Raw genomic sequence first — 17,416 nt, forward strand, 5'->3', positions numbered from 1 at the left:
AGGGGCGGTAGCCACGCCGGCCGCGCGTCAGTCAAGCACTATTCGACCAGCCCGTCCCGCACAGCAACAACCTCGTCTTCGGTGAGCGGAATCCACGGTGACCCGTCAGGATTCGATGCCGCCGCCGCAGGGCTCTCCCCCTGGTTCCACCACTTTGACTCGTATGGCACGCCATCGAAGAGCACGCGGTTGCTCTTCTCGTACGTGGCCAGTCCGGCCCAATCCGGATAGGTTCCCGCAGGCAGGGTCGACTGCTCGAACGGCCTCTCTCCCGGCAACACCGGGCCGATGAGCGTCCACGGCGTCTCCCACTCATTGAGCACGGGGTTGTCGGGCAGATCGCCACGAGTCCACCACTTTGCCTGGTACACGTTTTGGTGCCACACGACCTTGGTGCCCTCGAGGAAAGAACCCTCCTCTGACCAGATCACGTACGGGCTGGTTGCCGGGTCGTCGAGTACGTTCTCCTTCTGCGGCTCGGACGTCGTCACGGCGGTTGCCGACGTCTCTGGCCGCCCGGTGAATCCGTCGCCAAGCAGCTCGGCAAACCTCAGATCGCCCTGATCGATTCCGCTGCAGGCGTCGGAAACTCGTTTGAGATCGACGTAGTTGGAACCGCACGGGGCATCGCGATTCAGTGACCAAAGCGACATCCGCCCGATCTTCATCTCCCGCGCAAACGCGTTCAGCTTCCGTGCGTCGTTCAGGCTGAAAACCTCGTCAGTGACATCGTTTTGACCGATCATTGGGGTAGCGCCGATCTTCGACCAGACCGTCGCTGCGGACAGTTCGGTACCGGCCCGCGAGTAGAGCGTGCCGAGCTGGCGGTGCGCGGAGGTGAGCGCCTGGATTGATGCTTCCGCCATGCTCTGGCCTTCGGCGCGGCTACTGCCGTAGTCCATCGTCATCAGGTTGACCCCAGCCAGGTCGACCCCGGCCGAGAGCATGCGGCTGACCGCGTTGGTGCCATCTTCGGTCAGCCCGGCGGGCGACACCGGAAGAGTCAGCCAGACGGCCAGCTCCGTGCCCGCTTCGCGACGCTGGGTCTGCAGGCTGCGGATTGCCTCGGCGCGTCGCTGGCCGGCGGCGGAATCCGTGAGGCCCTCACCTTCGAGGTCGAGATCGATGGTCGTCACCTTGTAGCGGTCGACCACCTTGGCGTAGGCGTCACGCAATGCCCCGGCGTCGGTGCAGCCGGTGGCGAGTTCATCGTTGAGCAGGCCACCGAACGAGACGACAATCTGGCCACCCAACTGTTCGAGGCGGGCCAGCCGTCGGTCCAGGTCAAGGGCCTCTGACGCCTCGGCCAGCGTGTACGCCGTTCCCCAGCTCGGTTCGCAAGGATCGTCCTTTCCGGCGACGATGAAGGACAACACGACGTCCCGACCGGCCTTCGAGGCGGGTGCCTCGAAGGCGAAGCTCGGCGTGGCCGTGACATCCACATAACCGGCGATCCACGGATCGTAAGCCTCAGCCGCCTGCGCGGCACTCCACCACTGCCACCCCAGGAGGCCTCCCCCGGTCAGGGCAGCGACGAGCAGCATCGACAACAGCACACGCACGGCGGAGAGCCGGTGACGAAGTTCGAGGTGTGACGCAGCTGCGGCAGAACCCGGGGCGATCATGCGACGACACCGTTCGCGGTTCGAAGCGCGGACTCACCGACTGGCCGCACCAGGGCGACGGATGACGGCGGCACACGGAGCGGGACATCCCCGCTCGCATGCCCGTGGTAGATGACCGCACGCCAGTCGAGCACAGGAACCGGCTGAACCACGGCCGGCGCGGATCGGGCGCGAGGCTGCTTCCTCTCCACGTAGAGCCATTTCGTGAGCCCGAGCCACACGTCGACGATGGAACTCCAGATGCCGATATTCGCAAGGATGGCCGTGGTGGCCAGCAGGGCGTTAAAGGCCGCGAATGCAGCGTTGCCCCAGTTCTGAGCCAGTACGTCACGCCACAGGGTCAACGCGGAGAATGCCACGATCAAGTACGGTGCGACCACGAACATCAGCGGCGCGGCTGTACGGTTCCGTACCTTGGGCGTGCGCGCAAACGGAATTTTCTTGCCCGTGACCGCCTGCTCGAGAGACTTGAACACGCCGGCCACGTTGACCGGCAACAGAACCAGGTTGAAGCCGTAGATCCGAAAAATGTCGCTGGACCGGTAACCGCAGTACCGCAGGTCACTGCCCATAGCGAGAAAATACGGCAGCGCGGCCAGGACGACGACGGGGCTGAGTAGTCGGCTGTCGTAGGGGTAGACCAGCAGGAACACGAGGCCGAAACTCGCCCAGGTAATGGAGGCCATGTAGTTGACCCGCAGGAACAGCTCCATCAGGCTCACGGGGTGGCCGTTGCGCTTCCGCTCGCGCAGTTGCCGCCAGAGCTTGGGCAGGATGAGCAGCCCGCCGTTCGCCCAGCGGCGGCGCTGCACGATGAGGGAACCAAAATCCGGCGGGGTGGCGCTGTAGCTGAGCCGCTCCGGATAGTTCATCAACGTCCAGCCGTGCGTGCCGAGGTCGATACTGGACTCCGTGTCCTCGATGACGGTGCGGTCCTGGACGTAGCGTCGGACCTCGAAGCCGCCAACGGTTTCGACCTCTACGATGTCTTCCAGGGCAAGCTTTCGGATGACTGCGTTCGCACCAACCCAAAACGTCGCCCCGTAGTATGACATCCCCTGGTGCAGGATGTGCTGGATGTCGGTGGTCGCCCCGGCGAGGCGCTCAATCCGGGTCGGCGCCCCCCGAAAAGACGAATACGGAGTCTGGGTGACGGCGACGCGGGCGTTGTCGGGCTGTTCAAGGAAATAAACGAGGCGCAGGCAGTAGTCGCGCAAGAGCAGCGAGTCCGCGTCCAGGGTCAGCAGGTAATCAGCGTCCGGAACGACGACGTCGGCATCTTCCGTGGCCGCGACCAGACGCAGGATGGCGCCGTCCGGACCATCCTCGCGGCGGAACCGCCCGCCCATCAGCCCGATGTAGGCGTTGAGGTTCATGGCCTTGTTGGCGTCATGCGGCAGCGACGCGTAGAGCTTGCGCTCGAACGTGTCCAACTCCGCCGAGAAAATCCAGACGAGGCGGCGCTTTAGCTCGAGCATTCGCTGGGGAATCGGTGCCGCGTGTTCGTCGGCGGCGGCCGTGAGCGCATCCGCCGTCACGGCGAGCTCGCCAGCCAGGCCACCGAGAACCTGCCCGACGAAGAAGGTATCGACATGGTCGGACACCTCTTCCTCGTCCGCCATCCGGCTCAACCAGGCCGACGCCCATCGGTAATCGTCCGCCAGCTCGCGAACGGCGTTCTCACTCACCGCCCCGTTCTCGGCCAGCTCGAGTTCACGGACGGGGAACTCATCGTTGAAACGCGCGCGGGGTTCGGCCAGCGCCTCGGCAATGCCCTGGGCGATCGCCCGCGATTCGGCCAGCCGCACCGCAGTCGCCGGATCGGTGGGATATGGCGGGTCGTCGAGCAGCAGGACGACACGCAACGCCGGATACTCCTGCAAAGCCGCGGACCACAGAGTGGCCCGAACGACCCTGGGCTCCTCGCTGTAGGACGGCACCAGGACCGTCATGGGCCCGTGCCGCCTTGCGAAATGGCTGTCGAGTTCGGCCCTCGGAACGCGCACGTGGTCACGGAATCGCTGCAACGCCCCCTGCCTGGCCACGAGGTACATCAGCGCAGAGAAGGTCAGAAAAGTCACGACGATGAGGTAGGAGATCGCCTCGGTTGTGAAGCGGAAGCTCTCGGTTCCGTTGTTGAGGAACTCGCGCATGACCGTGTAGATCAGATAGCCCAGCCACGACATCACCGTGGCGATGATGGCCAGACGACCCCAGGCGATCTTCGAGTCACTCGGTCGTTCGTGAACCGTGGGCAGTGGTTGAGTGGTGCGTTCAGCACCTAATTGGCGTTTTCGAGCAGGCGAAGCTACGGTCTTCGTTGACATCGGTCATCCTCGGGTAGGCCCGGTTTTCTTCGGGTTTTCGGGTTCACTCACGTCGGAATATATGAGATATCCCCAACATTTTGACCGTAGCCCATTTGGTGTCTGCCACAGAAGTCCCCCGGAAGGGGTCATTTCAAAGCGGCGTGGCGATAGCGCGTGTGACCGCGTGCACGTGCTGTCGGTCCCAAAACCAGAGACGCGGTCGCGTGACGCTCTCGGATGCAGTGCGTGTGATGCCCGACCGAACAGGGCGCGGCGATACGGTCGCGCCCGGGATACCCCGTCCTGGGGCGAGATCACCTAACTGATCGATTCCAACCCGGTGCCGTGCGGTAAATCTCGGGATACCGTGAAACGCTCCGACCTGGCCGGGCACGCGGGCCGGCTACTGCGCGTCCCACTCCCGCTCCTTCTGCGGATTCCGCCCCTACCGGATCTGCCTACTCGACGGAATGCCCGTCAGAACTGATTCCTCGCAACCCCCAACAAACGATCCCTCACCGCCGACGACCAGTCGGACTCACTCATCTAGGAGGAGACTGCGGGTAAAATCACGAACGGCGCGAACTGCGGCTCGATCTCGGGGGTGACGAACGCCGTCACGTGAGTGCCATCCTCTATGTACTCGGTGACCTCAATCCGGCCCAGATCGTGCAAAACTGCGATGAGGTCCCCGCGGTCGTAGGGAATGAGAAGGTCAAGTTCGATCTGCGGCGTTGGAAGTAGGAGCGCCACGGCGGTGAGTACGGTCTCGATGCCCTCACCGGTGCGAGCAGACACAAACGTCGCCTGGGGCTCAAGGCCGCGCAGTACAAGCCGGTCATCGTCGCTGATCAGGTCGCTCTTATTGAAGACAACCAATTCGGGAATGTCGCGGGCACCAACCTCGGAGATGACGTCGCGCACCGTGGAGAGCTGGGCAACCGGGTCGGGGTGCGAGCCGTCAACGACGTGCACGATGACGTCCGCGTCGGCGACCTCTTCGAGGGTTGAGCGAAAGGCTTCGACGAGTTGGTGCGGCAGGTTGCGCACAAAGCCGACCGTGTCGGTGAGGGTATACAGGCGTCCGTCGGCGGTCGTCGACTTGCGCACTGTGGCGTCGAGGGTCGCGAACAGGGAGTTCTCAACGAGTACTCCGGCCTTGGTGATCCGGTTGAGCAGACTGGACTTGCCGGCATTGGTGTAGCCGACGATGGCGACCGAGGGAACGGCGTTGCGCTTGCGGTTGGCGCGCTTGGCCTCCCTGGCCGGTTTCATCTCGACCATTTGCTTGCGCAGTTTGGACATGCGGGTGTGGATGCGGCGACGGTCGAGTTCAATCTTGGTCTCACCGGGGCCACGCGACCCCATTCCGGCACCGGCGCCACCGACCTGACCGCCGGCCTGGCGGGACATCGAGTCACCCCAACCACGCAGGCGAGGCAGCATGTAGGCCATCTGCGCGAGCTCAACCTGCGCCTTGCCCTCGCGACTCTTGGCATGTTGGCTGAAAATGTCGAGGATCACGGCTGTACGGTCGATGACCTTGACCTTGACCACGTCTTCGAGGGCACGCCGTTGGCTCGGCGCAAGTTCGGTGTCGGCGATGACCGTGTCGGCGCCGAGCGCTTTCACGATGTCGGCGACTTCCTGAGCCTTGCCCTTACCGAGGTAGGTGCTCGGATCGGGGGTGGCGCGACGCTGCAGTAACCCGTCGAGCACGGTCGCCCCGGCGGTTTCTGCGAGGGCGGCGAGTTCGCGCATGGAGTTTTCCGCGTCATCGACGGTGCCGTGAGTGTAAACGCCCACCAGCACAACGTTTTCCAGGCGAAGCTGGCGGTATTCGACCTCGGTGACGTCTTCAAGTTCGGTGGACAGGCCACCGACTCGGCGCAGGGCGTTGCGGTCGGCACGTTCGGACTGGTCACCGTCGTGGTCGCTGCCGTCGTACTCGCCGGAGGACTGGGTTTGGAGGGCCTGGGCCGACCCGCTCCGGAACAGGGAGTACCCGGCGGCTTTGCTGTCAGCGCTGGCCAACACTCGCGCCACAACATCGTCTGTATCGAGGGATTCTGCGCCTGAGTTATCTACCGTGTCGTTGCCGGAGGGCGCCGTTGGATCATTCATCCCATTAACCTTAGTTGAACGAACTTGAAAGGTTCCCTTATGTCGTCCGACCACTATTTTTCTCCGGCGCCCGGAACCGTACTGAAAACACGCCAGATCACCGTGCAATTACACGGGCAGGATCGGCTCCTGACGACGGCCAATTCGGTGTTCAGCCCGGCCCACATTGACACCGGCACCGAGGTCCTACTCAAGTACGCCCCCGAGCCACCACTGACCGGTCATTTTCTCGATCTCGGCTGCGGCTGGGGGCCCATCGCGCTGCACCTGGCGCTCGCCTCCCCCGAGGCAACCATCTGGGCCGTCGACGTCAACGAACGTGCTCTCGATCTCGTTCGCACCAACGCGGCCGCCCTCGGCCTGACGAACATCAAGGCCGTGCTCGCCGCCGACGTACCAACAGACGTATCATTTAGCACGATCTGGTCGAACCCGCCCATTCGCGTCGGCAAGGACGAGCTGCACGGGCTCATGCAGACCTGGCTACCTCGTCTCGAACCGAAAGCGGATGCCTGGCTCGTCATCCAGCGCAACCTCGGCTCGGACTCGCTCCAGCGCTGGCTCGCAGCCGAACTCCCGCCCCACTTCGAAACCACCCGGGAGGCCATCAGCAAGGGCTTCCGAGTGCTCCAGGTGCACCGCGACTAACCCAGGTTCAAGACCCCATCGAAGACAAGCTCCGCTGGCCCGGACAGTGACACATGTTCCCCGTCTTCCGCCGGAAACATCCGCACCCCAAGTACCCCACCGGGCACCTCGACCCGCCACTGGTGCGGTGCCAATTTACCGGCCCAGTGCCGCGTAGCCAGCGCGGCCGCGACCGCACCGGTGCCGCAGGACAGCGTCTCCCCGCTGCCGCGTTCATGTACGCGCATGCGAAACCGCCCGACGCCGTTAACGACCAACGGTTCGTTCGGCACCACGAATTCGATGTTGACCCCGCCAGCAGGTTCGGGCTCCAGTTGCGGAATAAAGGTGAGATCGGCCGCGTCGAGTTCGTCGTCGTCGGCGAGGGCGACAACCGTGTGTGGGTTGCCGACATTGATGCCCAGGCCCGGACGCGCTACAGGCAGGTTCTTGGTGCGCACGAGCGGTTCGGTACCGTCAAGCTTCCACCGTCCGAGATCGACCTGAAAACCGGATGCGTTGCGCTGCACGTCGCGCACACCGCCGCGAGTGCCGATCGTGAGGGTGTCGCCGGGTAGCAGCTCGGCGAGATCGTTCTCAATGAGGAACTTGGCATAGACCCGGATGCCGTTGCCGCACATTTCCGAGACGGTCCCATCGGCGTTCCAGTAATCCATGAACCACTCAGCAGCGTCGTCCTCGGCGAGGGCTGCAGCGCCGTCTGGCAGATTCTTACTGCGCACCGCGCGGATGACGCCGTCGGCGCCAACGCCGAATTTGCGGTCGCACACGGCGCGAATCTGCGCCGGGGTAAGCTCCGACGTGCCGTCGGGATCAGCGAACAGCACGAAATCGTTGCCCGTGCCCTGGCCCTTGGTGAAGTTCAAAGTGATACCCATGCTGCTAGTTTAGGGCGGTCACTGGGTGCTAGCCCGAACCGGCTCAAGCTGTCGGTGCTGAGAGCGCGCCGCGCGCGCTGCCCCGGTCGACCTGCGCGAGGGCGTCGTCGACCCGGTCGCACGCATCGGACTCCATCCAGTGGGTGTGCACGTAGCGTTTGAACCAGCTCACCTGCCGCCGTGCATAGCGGCGGGTCAACTGTTGGGTAGCTTCGATCGCCTCGACTTGGCTGAGTGTGCCGTGCACCTGGCCGAGGGCCTGAGCGTAGCCAATCGCACGGCTCGCCGTGACCCCACTCTCAATACCGGCTGAGAGCAAGCCGCGGGCTTCGTCGACGATGCCGGCCGTCCACATCCGCTCTACCCGTGCATCGAGCCGAGGGGTGAGCTGCTCGCGTGGGGTTCGCAGTCCGAGCAGCACGCTGGGCTGCCAGTACACCGGCTTCTCGGGCAAGGCGGCCAAGTGCGGGGCGCCGGTCAGTTCGACGATCTCTAAAGCGCGCACCAGACGGCGACCGTTGCTCGGGCCGATCCGCAGGGCGGCCTGTGGGTCGACGGCCTGCAGGCGGGTATACATCAGACCGGGTCCGCGCGCCAATAGTTCGGCTTCGAGCCGGGCCCGCAACACTGGATCGGTACCGGGAAACTGAAAGTCAAAGACGACCGCAGAGACGTAGAGGCCAGAGCCGCCGACCAGGATCGGTACTGCCCCGCGCGCGACGATCTCGACGATGGCCGTGCGGGCATCCGTTTGGTAGTTGCTGACGGTGGCCTCATCCGTCACGTCGAGTACGTCGAGCAGGTGGTGCGGAATGCCGCGACGCTCGGACTGCGACAATTTGGCCGTGCCGATGTCCATGTTGCGGTAGAGCTGCATGGCATCGGCGTTGACGATTTCGGCCGGCTGGCCGCGTCCAATCAGTCGTTCGGCGAGGTCGAGGGACAACTCAGACTTGCCGGTACCGGTCGAGCCGATGATTGCGATCAGTACCGCTGGTGCAGACGACAAGCTCCTAGCGCTCGTCGTCGTTCACGTTGTAGATGGGAATCGTGGTGGAGCCGCTCTCGAGCCGCAGACCGATGGTTGGCAGGCCCAGAGAAACCGGTCCACCGCCGCCGGCCCCACCACCATGGGTGGGCACTGCGCAGGAGTCAGCTTCCAGGCGGTCCCACGCGTCACCAGCGCGAGTCGAGCGGATGCGCAGCGGCGCCCCATCGGTCGAGTCGGCGATGAGGTGGAACGGCGCTGCCTGGGTGACGACGACGGTGACCATGTCGCCGGGGCGAGGGCGGGCCGAGCCGGCCGGCACATCAAAGTGCACGAGGCGGCTATCGGGGGCGCGCCCGCTCAGACGATGGGTATCACTGTCTTTCCGTCCGACGTTGGCGACGAGCAGTTCCACCTCGCGGCCGATCATCGTTTGGTTCTCTTCGAGGGAAATGCGCTCCTGCACAGCCGCGAGTCGCTCGTAGCGGTCTTGCACGATGGCCTTGGGGACCTGGTCGGGCATGGTCGCAGCCGGGGTTCCCGGACGAATCGAGTACTGAAAAGTGAACGCCGTTGCGAACCGAGCCAGCTCGACGACCCGCAGGGTCTCCTGAAAGTCTTCTTCGGTTTCGCCGGGGAAGCCGACGATGATGTCAGTGCTGATAGCGGCGTTCGGCATCTGAGCGCGCACCCGGTCGAGGATGCCGAGGAATTTCGCTCCGCGATAGGAGCGCCGCATCGATTTGAGGATGCGATCGGATCCGGACTGCAGCGGCATGTGCAGTTGCGGCATGACGGAGGGCGTTTCAGCCATGGCGTCGATGACGTCGTCCGTGAAGGCGGCGGGGTGCGGGCTGGTGAAGCGGATGCGCTCAAGCCCCTCGATTTTACCCGCCGCGCGCAGCAGCTTGCCAAAAGCGAGACGGTCGCCGAACTCAACCCCGTAGGAGTTCACGTTCTGCCCTAGCAAGGTGACCTCAATGGCGCCGTCGTCGACGAGCGACTGGATCTCGGCGAGAATCTCACCCGGACGACGGTCCTTTTCCTTGCCACGCAGGGCGGGAACGATGCAGAATGTGCAGGTGTTGTTGCAGCCCACCGATATGGACACCCAACCGCTGTAGCTGGAGTCGCGTTTCGCCGGCAGGGTCGAGGGAAAGGTCTCGAGGGATTCGAGAATTTCGAGCTGGGCTTCGCCGTTGTGGCGCGCACGTTCGAGCAGGCTGGGGAGCGAACCCATGTTGTGGGTGCCAAAGACAACGTCGACCCACGGTGCCTTCTCGAGGATGGTGGTCTTGTCTTTTTGGGCCAGGCAGCCGCCAACGGCGATCTGCATCCCGGCGTGCTTGCGCTTGACCGAGGCGAGGTAACCAAGGTTGCCGTAGAGCTTGTTGTCGGCGTTCTCACGCACGGCACACGTGTTGATCACGACAATGTCAGCTTCGCTACCGTTGGCGGAGACGTAGCCGGCCGCTTCGAGCGAGCCGCTGAGTCGCTCGGAGTCATGCACGTTCATCTGGCAGCCGAAGGTGCGCACCTCGTAGGTGCGGGCCCGCCCCGAGTCGTCGATCGCGGCTGCCGAGGGGGTGATCACGGTACGGCGGGCTAGTTCGGGGGCGACGATACTCATAGTGCGTACAGTTTACGCGAGCAATTCGGTGTGTGAGCCGTGCACCGCATTTGCCAAGGCGTCAACGGAACCGGACGCGGGAGGCGGCACCGCCGCCGCGGCTGTCCATGGCGGCCTTGACTGCGAGACGTACCGCTGAGGAGCTGTAGCCCTTACGCATGAGGAAGCCGGTGAGTCGGCGATCGATAGTCTGGTCATCGAAGCGTTCCATCTGTCCGATCCGCTTGGTGGCCAGGTCGATGGCGCGCTCTGCTTCGTCATCGGGAAGTTCTTCGAGCTTGTCCATCATGACGCTCGGGTCAAGCTTGCGTCGACGCATTTCGGCCTCGACGCCGTTGCGTCCCAGTCCCTTGCGCACGTTATGGCTGTGGATGATCTGATCGGCGAGTTTGGCCTCATCGAGGTAGTTCAGCTCGATGAACTTCGCGATGATCTCACTCGCGTCGCCCGAGTCGACACCTGTGGCATTCAGCACCAGCAGTGCCTCGACCGTCGACAGCGAGCGGCCCCGCAGTCGGTGCAGCAGCACTTTTTCGGCTCGTTCGCGCTGGTCAAGTGCATCGGCCGAGGCGGAAGCGTCGTCGTCTAGCGCGATATCGGCCGTGATGCTGGCAGGCAAAGCGTCGGCCTCAGCCTTACTGGCAGCTGCCGCTGAAAACCTGTCGACCTCGGCCGGACCGGCCTCGAGCGGGGAGCGACGCTTCATGCCCGGTGCCGCACCGTGCAGGTAGGTCACGGGAGCCAATCCGGCGTCTGTGCGTTCTGCTGCATCATCCTGGGGTTCAAAGTGGACCATGCCCGTGACCTGCCTTCGGTGCTCGTTGAGTGTGATGCCTTGCTGTAGCTGCGTTGCCGGTTAAGCGGTCTTTCGAGCGGCCGGGGCCTTGGTCGCGACCGGGCCACCGGCGAGCAGAGCCGCGGCATCCGCTTCGGCCTTGGCCTTGGTTTCGGCCTCCAGCGCGATGGCGGCAGCGGCCTTCTCGGCCGCCTTGGCCGCGATGCCTTCGGGGCCGATGCCGAGCTTGATCAGAATCTTGCGCTCGATCTCGTTGGCCATGTCGGGGTTCTTGAGCAGAAAGTTGCGCGAGTTCTCTTTGCCCTGGCCGAGTTGGTCGCCGTCGTAGGTGTACCAGGCCCCGGACTTCTTGACGATGCCCTGGTCAACACCGAAGTCGATCAGACTGCCCTCGCGGGAGATGCCGATGCCGTAGATGATGTCGAACTCGGCCTGTTTGAAGGGCGGTGCCATCTTGTTCTTGACGACCTTGACCCTGGTGCGGTTGCCGATGGCGTCGGTGCCGTCTTTCAGTGTTTCAATGCGCCGAATGTCGAGGCGCACCGAGGCGTAGAACTTGAGTGCTTTACCGCCAGAGGTAGTCTCGGGGCTGCCGAAGAACACACCGATCTTCTCGCGCAGCTGGTTGATGAAGATCATGGTCGTGTTGGTCTGGCTGAGGCCACCGGTGAGCTTGCGGAGAGCCTGCGACATGAGGCGAGCCTGCAGACCCACGTGGGAGTCACCCATCTCGCCCTCAATCTCGGCGCGCGGCACGAGGGCTGCAACGGAGTCGACGACGATCAGGTCGATGGAACCGCTTCGCACGAGCATGTCGGCAATTTCGAGGGCCTGCTCACCGGTGTCGGGCTGGGACACGAGAAGGGCATCGATATCGACGCCGAGCTTCTTGGCATATTCCGGGTCGAGGGCGTGCTCGGCGTCGATGAAAGCGGCGATGCCACCGTTCTTCTGCGCGTTCGCGATGGCGTGCAGGGTGAGGGTGGTCTTGCCCGAAGACTCCGGACCGTAGATTTCCACGATGCGTCCGCGCGGCAGTCCGCCAACGCCGAGTGCGACGTCCAGGGCGATCGACCCTGTGGAAATGGTCTCAACGGGGGCACGATCGTCGCTGCCGAGACGCATGACCGATCCCTTGCCGAATTGACGGTCGATTTGCGCGAGAGCGGTTTCGAGGGCTTTCTCGCGGTTCGCTTGTGATGCCATGGTGGTGATCTCCTTGGGTTCTGCACTGTCGCCGGTTCTGAACGGCGTTGCGGGTGTGCATAGTGGCGCCTATAGGCTGTCGGCGCACCCACCGGGAGAACTCCGATGCGTGTTTCGACAAGGCAGTTGCTGACGTTCTCTGACGAATTCGACTGTACGCCGCACCTCCGACACTGGCCGGGGGCACGATCGAACGGTGCACAATCTGTCGAGTTGTCTGCTGTGGAGGAGTCTATCAAGACCGAACAGACATTCGAGCATTGCCGCAAATCCGTTGCGGCGTGTCGAAATATCGCCCTAACCGGAGAAGGGTTCGCCCGCGCTACGGGCGGGGAGCTGGGACGCCGGCGCCGTACCAGCGACTGCGGGGCACGTCGACCTCGGCGCACAGTGCCAGCCAAACGTCGCGGGCGGGAACACCGGCCGTGAGGGCCTGATCGGCGGTTCGACCGCCGAGCGGGGTGAGCACGAGATCGTGGGTGAGGACACGCCCATAGGCGTCACCGAACTCCTCTTTCATCGCGGTGCGGAATTCGCTCAGTCGCACAACACTCCTTGAATCTGCCATTGCCTGACAGTTGTTCCCGAACAAAACCACCGCCGACTGACATCGTCGGCGGTGGTTTTTATTGTAAATCCTGAAGTGGCGCCGGTTGGTGACTAACGCAACATGAAATCGGCATCGAACGTATTGACAAACTCGTCCGGTACCGTGTCGGGGAACTGATCAATACCCTCGATAACGGCGAGGCGGTCACCAACTTCGCGCATGATGACCGAGATCGGGGTTTCCAGTGCATCTGCGACAGAGGCGAGAATCTCCGAAGAGGCCTCTTTCTGTCCTCGTTCTACCTCGCTGAGGTAGCCGAGCGCGACGCTGGCTTTGCTTGCGACCTGACGCAGGGTACGCCCCTTTTGCAGGCGGAAGTCCCTGAGCACATCGCCGATTTCCTGACGAACAAGAATCATCGGAACCTCCTTCTTATGCCTAGTAATTTAAGGCCTATAACCATCGGATTGCGGTGGTGGATGCTTAGGATACTGCATCCATCCGACACTTTGACACTACCGAGAATCACTGGGCTTTGCTTGTGAATGTCTTCGATGTAACCAGCCCGTAACAGGAACTATTCCGCGTCACCCTCCGCTATCAGCGCACGCACAGCATCAATCGCCTGGCGTACGGTTTCGGCACGAATCTCGGCCCGATCGCCGTCCAGAAGCAGCGGCACGACCCAGGAACCGTTGCCTTTTGACAGGCCGATGAACACCGTTCCGGCGGGGTGTCCGCCGTCCGGACCCGGCCCGGCTACACCCGTTGTCGACACGCCGATATCGGCGCGCACGTCATTTACCGCAAGCAGCGTGCGCACGCCAGCCGCCATCTGCTTTGCGACGTCGGCGTGCACCGGGCCGTGAACGTTGAGCACGCTGCTGTCGACCTGGAGCAGGTCGCGCTTCACTGCGGTGTCGTAAGCGACCACTCCCCCACGAACCACTTTGGATGCGCCGGGGATACGCACGAGTTCGGCCACGAGCAGCCCACCGGTGAGTGATTCGGCGACGGCGATAGTGAAATGACGGGCGGTGAGTTCCGCAATCAGCTCGGCCGTCGCATCCGCTGCCGTCGTTTGCGCCGGGTCAGGCAACGTCATGCTTTCGCAGTCGCCAAGCCGAGATGAGGTAGTCGAGGCCGGAGACCACGGTGAGTACGAGGGCGATGGTCATGGTCGCCGTGTTGAGCCAGTGCACCCACTCGCCGAAGACCAGCCAGAACGGCAGTAGGGCGAGCGAGATCGACACGGACTGGGCGATGGTCTTGAGCTTGCCGCCGCGGCTGGCCGGAATGACCCGGTCGCGCAGCATCACGAAGCGAAACACGGTGATGCCAATTTCGCGGACCAGGATGACGATGGTCACCCACCACGGCAGCTCACCGAGGATAGACAGGCAGACCAACGCACCGCCGGTGAGAATCTTGTCGGCGATCGGGTCCAGGATCTTGCCGAGGTCAGTCACCAGATTGTGTCGCCGGGCGATCATGCCGTCGATACCATCGGTGGCGATCGCGATGATGAACAGCACGGCGGCGGCCCAGCGCAGCGCATCGTGGGCACCGTTATCGGCCAGCAGCATCCAGATGAAGACCGGAGCGAGCAGAATGCGCACGACCGTGATCAGGTTGGGCACGTTCCAGTTGCTGGGGCGAGAGACGGATTCGTGCGGTGTTGCCATGGTTCAGTCCCTGCCGGTTAGTTTCCAGGCATCCTCGTCGTCCTCGGCGCCATCTACCTCAGAATACCCCTGTGACATTTTCTCAACCGGGTCGTCGGCATAGCGCGGGTCGGGCGCTGACTCGGCGCGGGAATCCCCGGACTGTGCCTTGAGAGCGTGCTGCTCGTCGTCGGAGCCGCGCAGACGGGCCAGCACGCTCGGCAACTGTTCAGCATTCACCAGCACGTCACGCGCCTTAGAGCCTTCGGATGGGCCCACGATTTCGCGGGATTCGAGCAGGTCCATCAGGCGGCCGGCCTTGGCGAAACCGACCCGCAGCTTACGCTGCAGCATCGAGGTCGACCCGAACTGGGTCGAAACGACGAGTTCGGCCGCGGCGAGGAGCACCTCGAGGTCGTCGCCGATATCAGAGTCAATTTCTTTGCGCGGGGCGACCATGGACACGTCGGGCCGATAGTCCGGCCTGGCCTGCATGGTGACGTGCTTGACGACCTTTTCGATCTCGTCTTCGGTGACCCAGGCGCCCTGCACCCGAACGGCTTTGGAGGCGCCCATCGGCAGGAACAGCGCGTCGCCCTGGCCGATAAGTTTGTCGGCGCCGGGCTGGTCGAGGATGACCCGGGAGTCGGTGACGCTCGTGACGGCGAAAGCCAGGCGTGACGGCACGTTGGCCTTGATCAGCCCGGTGACCACGTCGACGCTGGGCCTCTGGGTGGCCAATACGAGGTGAATTCCTGAGGCGCGGGCCAGCTGGGTGATACGCACGATGGAGTCTTCAACGTCGCGAGGTGCGACCATCATGAGGTCGGCCAACTCATCGACGACGACCAGCAGGTACGGGTACGGCTTAAGCTTGCGTTCGCTGCCGACCGGCAGCACCAGCTCGCCGTTGACGACAGCCTTGTTGAAGTCGTCGATGTGGCGAAAGCCGAAGCTCGCGAGGTCGTCGTAACGCATGTCCATCTCTTTCACGACCCATTGCAGCGCCTCGGCCGCTTTCTTGGGATTCGTGATGATGGGCGTGATGAGGTGCGGAACGCCGGCGTAGGCAGCGAGCTCGACCCGTTTCGGGTCGATGAGCACCATGCGCACGTCGCTGGGCTTGGCACGCATGAGCAGACTCGTGATCATGGAGTTAACGAAGCTCGACTTACCGGAACCGGTCGAACCGGCCACGAGCAGGTGAGGCATCTTCGCGAGGTTGGCGATAACGAAACCGCCGCCAACGTCCTTACCGACGCCGATGGTCATCGGGTGGGTAGCGTTAGTGGCGGTGCTCGAGCGCAGTACGTCGCCGAGGGTAACGATCTCACGGTCGGTGTTGGGAATCTCGATGCCAATGGCGCTTTTGCCGGGAATGGGCGAGAGGATACGAACTTCGTTCGAGGCGACCGCGTAGGAGAGATTCTTGCTCAGCGCCGTAACCCGCTCGACCTTGACGCCCGGGCCGAGTTCGATCTCGTACTGGGTGACCGTGGGGCCGCGGGAGAATCCGGTGACCTTGGCATCGACCTGGAACTGGCGCAGCACCTCGGTGATCGACTTGACTACGTCATCGTTGGCGGCCGAGCGGGCCTTGGCCGGCGGGCCGGCGGTGAGAGTGGATGCCGCGGGCACGAGATAGGGAATGGCCGCGTGCGGGCCGGCCAACTCGGAATCGGAGCCTGCGAGCGGCGGGAGGGCCGCGCCGGAGGCATCCACTGCCTGACTCAACTCGGGGAAGACATCGTCGAAGCCGGGAAGAACCTCGGTGTGCCCGGCCGGATCGTCGGAGTGCAGGCCGGTGGACGGCCCTGTGCCGAGGTCGACCTCGCCGGTGAACCGTTTGACGGCGAGCTCAGCCTTGCGCAGGTCTTCGAGCACCTCGGTGCCGTAATGGTCGCGTTCGGGCGGAACAGTGTGGTCGGTGACCCCGGATTCGATGGCGCTGTCAAAACCGCCGCGCGACTGGTTACCGCCGAGAAGCACGCTGAGCGGGTCGGCCGGGGCCGGGCCAGGTTTGGATTCGGTCGACAACGCGCTGCCGAAGTCGGGGTCTTCCTCGCGCTTGCTGTTATTGCGGCGCCACCATGGCAGCGCGCCCTCGGACTCGTCGCCTGAATCAACGTCGACGCCGTCGAGCTCAACCTGAGCGGTCTTGCCCGGCTTGACGCCCTTGCCCGTCTTCTCGGTCGTTCGTTCGTCTTCGTCGGTGACCTGCGCTCCGAACAGCCACTCGTAGAGCTCGCGGGAGCGCTGACCAACCCGGTTCGGCGGGGTCTTGGTGATGATGAACAGGCTCAGCAACAACAGCAGAATGACGACGATCGTGGCGCCGATCGAGGTGGTCAGCATGATCAGCGGGGCAGCGATCATCCACCCGATGACACCGCCGGCCAGTGCGAGGGCAGGCATACCTTCTTGCGGCTGCGGCTGAACACCGAAGATGTGGCAGAGGCCCGAAATGGTCACGAGCAGCAGGCTGAGCCCGATGCCGATGCGCCCGTTATCGTGCACGGAACTGGGTTTGCGAAAAAGCCAGACGGAGAACAACAGCAGGATGACCGGCAGGGCAAAGGCGACCCGGCCGAACAATCCGCCGAAGGTGTACGCGTCAAGCTGCTGCGCCACGACGTTGTTAATGAGGAACCATTCAACGACGGCTCCCGAGATGGCGAGCAGCACGAGAAAGAACGGTAGGCCGTCGCGGCGTTCATCTTTGGAAAGTTTCTCGGGGCCGAGGGCACGGGCAGCACCGCCGGTGAGGTGGGCCAGGCCCATCCAGGCGCGGGCACCGAGGCTCGGTTTCACGTCGACGGCAGTGAATTTGACGGTCTTCTGGGCGGCGGTACCGCTGTTGCGGGTTGCCGGTTTGCGCGCCGGAGCGCCCTTCGCTGCCGGCGTGCGGGCACGCCCGGTCGACTTAGTGCTCGTAGCCATGAAATAACGCTACCAAGCACCGGCGACATTGCCCTGACCCCACGCCCACGGCCTGCGT

Annotated in this window: 14 protein-coding genes and 1 pseudogene; 2 read left to right on the forward strand and 13 right to left on the reverse strand. The window is 63.7% G+C overall.

Annotated elements, in window-relative coordinates; translation table 11 throughout:
- Window positions 1-38 precede the first annotated feature (38 nt).
- Entirely contained in the window at window positions 39-1,625 is a 1,587-nt protein-coding gene (locus E3T39_RS09965) for a chitinase (protein WP_134514891.1), read from the reverse strand.
- On the reverse strand, window positions 1,622-3,952 hold the full coding sequence (locus tag E3T39_RS09970; RefSeq protein WP_134514893.1) for a glycosyltransferase family 2 protein: 2,331 nt from the start codon (window positions 3,950-3,952) through the stop codon (window positions 1,622-1,624). The genes E3T39_RS09965 and E3T39_RS09970 overlap by 4 nt, the downstream gene beginning before the upstream one ends.
- 268 nt (window positions 3,953-4,220) lie before the next feature.
- Here E3T39_RS09970 and E3T39_RS09975 point away from each other — a divergent pair.
- Window positions 4,221-4,413: pseudogene (locus E3T39_RS09975) on the forward strand (IS982 family transposase); the annotation flags it as partial.
- Between the two features lie 67 nt (window positions 4,414-4,480).
- On the opposite strand, the gene hflX reads toward E3T39_RS09975, so the two are convergent.
- A complete protein-coding gene (hflX, locus tag E3T39_RS09980) occupies window positions 4,481-6,058 on the reverse strand; it encodes a GTPase HflX (RefSeq protein WP_134514895.1) in 1,578 nt (525 codons plus the stop codon).
- Between the two features lie 39 nt (window positions 6,059-6,097).
- Here hflX and E3T39_RS09985 point away from each other — a divergent pair, with 39 nt between their 5' ends.
- Window positions 6,098-6,706: a class I SAM-dependent methyltransferase gene (locus tag E3T39_RS09985; protein WP_134514897.1), complete on the forward strand. Its 609-nt coding sequence runs from the start codon at window positions 6,098-6,100 to the stop codon at window positions 6,704-6,706.
- Here E3T39_RS09985 and dapF read toward each other — a convergent pair.
- The 10 genes from dapF to E3T39_RS10035 form a co-directional block, all read right to left on the reverse strand.
- Window positions 6,703-7,584, reverse strand: a complete 882-nt coding sequence (gene dapF, locus E3T39_RS09990) for a diaminopimelate epimerase (RefSeq protein WP_134514899.1) — start codon at window positions 7,582-7,584, stop codon at window positions 6,703-6,705. The genes E3T39_RS09985 and dapF overlap by 4 nt on opposite strands.
- A 43-nt stretch (window positions 7,585-7,627) precedes the next feature.
- The gene (gene miaA / locus E3T39_RS09995) at window positions 7,628-8,593 is read right to left on the reverse strand and encodes a tRNA (adenosine(37)-N6)-dimethylallyltransferase MiaA (RefSeq protein ID WP_134514901.1); all 966 of its coding nucleotides are present in this window, start codon (window positions 8,591-8,593) and stop codon (window positions 7,628-7,630) included.
- 4 nt (window positions 8,594-8,597) lie between these two features.
- Window positions 8,598-10,202: a tRNA (N6-isopentenyl adenosine(37)-C2)-methylthiotransferase MiaB gene (gene miaB, locus E3T39_RS10000; RefSeq protein WP_134514903.1), complete on the reverse strand. Its 1,605-nt coding sequence runs from the start codon at window positions 10,200-10,202 to the stop codon at window positions 8,598-8,600.
- A gap of 61 nt (window positions 10,203-10,263) precedes the next feature.
- Window positions 10,264-10,998 (reverse strand): regulatory protein RecX, encoded by a 735-nt coding sequence (locus tag E3T39_RS10005; RefSeq protein WP_134514905.1) that lies wholly within the window; start codon window positions 10,996-10,998, stop codon window positions 10,264-10,266.
- Window positions 10,999-11,058: 60 nt separating this feature from the next.
- Window positions 11,059-12,204, reverse strand: coding sequence for a recombinase RecA (recA, locus tag E3T39_RS10010; protein WP_134514907.1), 1,146 nt, complete (start codon window positions 12,202-12,204; stop codon window positions 11,059-11,061).
- Between the two features lie 322 nt (window positions 12,205-12,526).
- Window positions 12,527-12,772, reverse strand: a complete 246-nt coding sequence (locus E3T39_RS10015) for a DUF3046 domain-containing protein (protein WP_134514909.1) — start codon at window positions 12,770-12,772, stop codon at window positions 12,527-12,529.
- A 92-nt stretch (window positions 12,773-12,864) separates the two neighbouring features.
- Window positions 12,865-13,173 carry a helix-turn-helix domain-containing protein gene (locus E3T39_RS10020; RefSeq protein WP_134514911.1) on the reverse strand — a complete coding sequence of 103 codons (309 nt, stop codon included), beginning with the start codon at window positions 13,171-13,173 and terminating at the stop codon, window positions 12,865-12,867.
- Window positions 13,174-13,331: 158 nt separating this feature from the next.
- Window positions 13,332-13,859, reverse strand: a complete 528-nt coding sequence (locus tag E3T39_RS10025; RefSeq protein WP_134514912.1) for a CinA family protein — start codon at window positions 13,857-13,859, stop codon at window positions 13,332-13,334.
- On the reverse strand, window positions 13,846-14,439 hold the full coding sequence (gene pgsA / locus E3T39_RS10030) for a CDP-diacylglycerol--glycerol-3-phosphate 3-phosphatidyltransferase (protein WP_134514914.1): 594 nt from the start codon (window positions 14,437-14,439) through the stop codon (window positions 13,846-13,848). Before pgsA ends, E3T39_RS10025 begins: the two co-directional genes overlap by 14 nt.
- Before the next feature lie 3 nt (window positions 14,440-14,442).
- On the reverse strand, window positions 14,443-17,358 hold the full coding sequence (locus tag E3T39_RS10035; protein ID WP_134514915.1) for an FtsK/SpoIIIE family DNA translocase: 2,916 nt from the start codon (window positions 17,356-17,358) through the stop codon (window positions 14,443-14,445).
- Window positions 17,359-17,416 lie beyond the last annotated feature (58 nt).

Origin of the sequence: Cryobacterium suzukii, assembly GCF_004403185.1 — a bacterium.
In the GTDB taxonomy this organism is placed as follows: domain Bacteria; phylum Actinomycetota; class Actinomycetes; order Actinomycetales; family Microbacteriaceae; genus Cryobacterium; species Cryobacterium suzukii.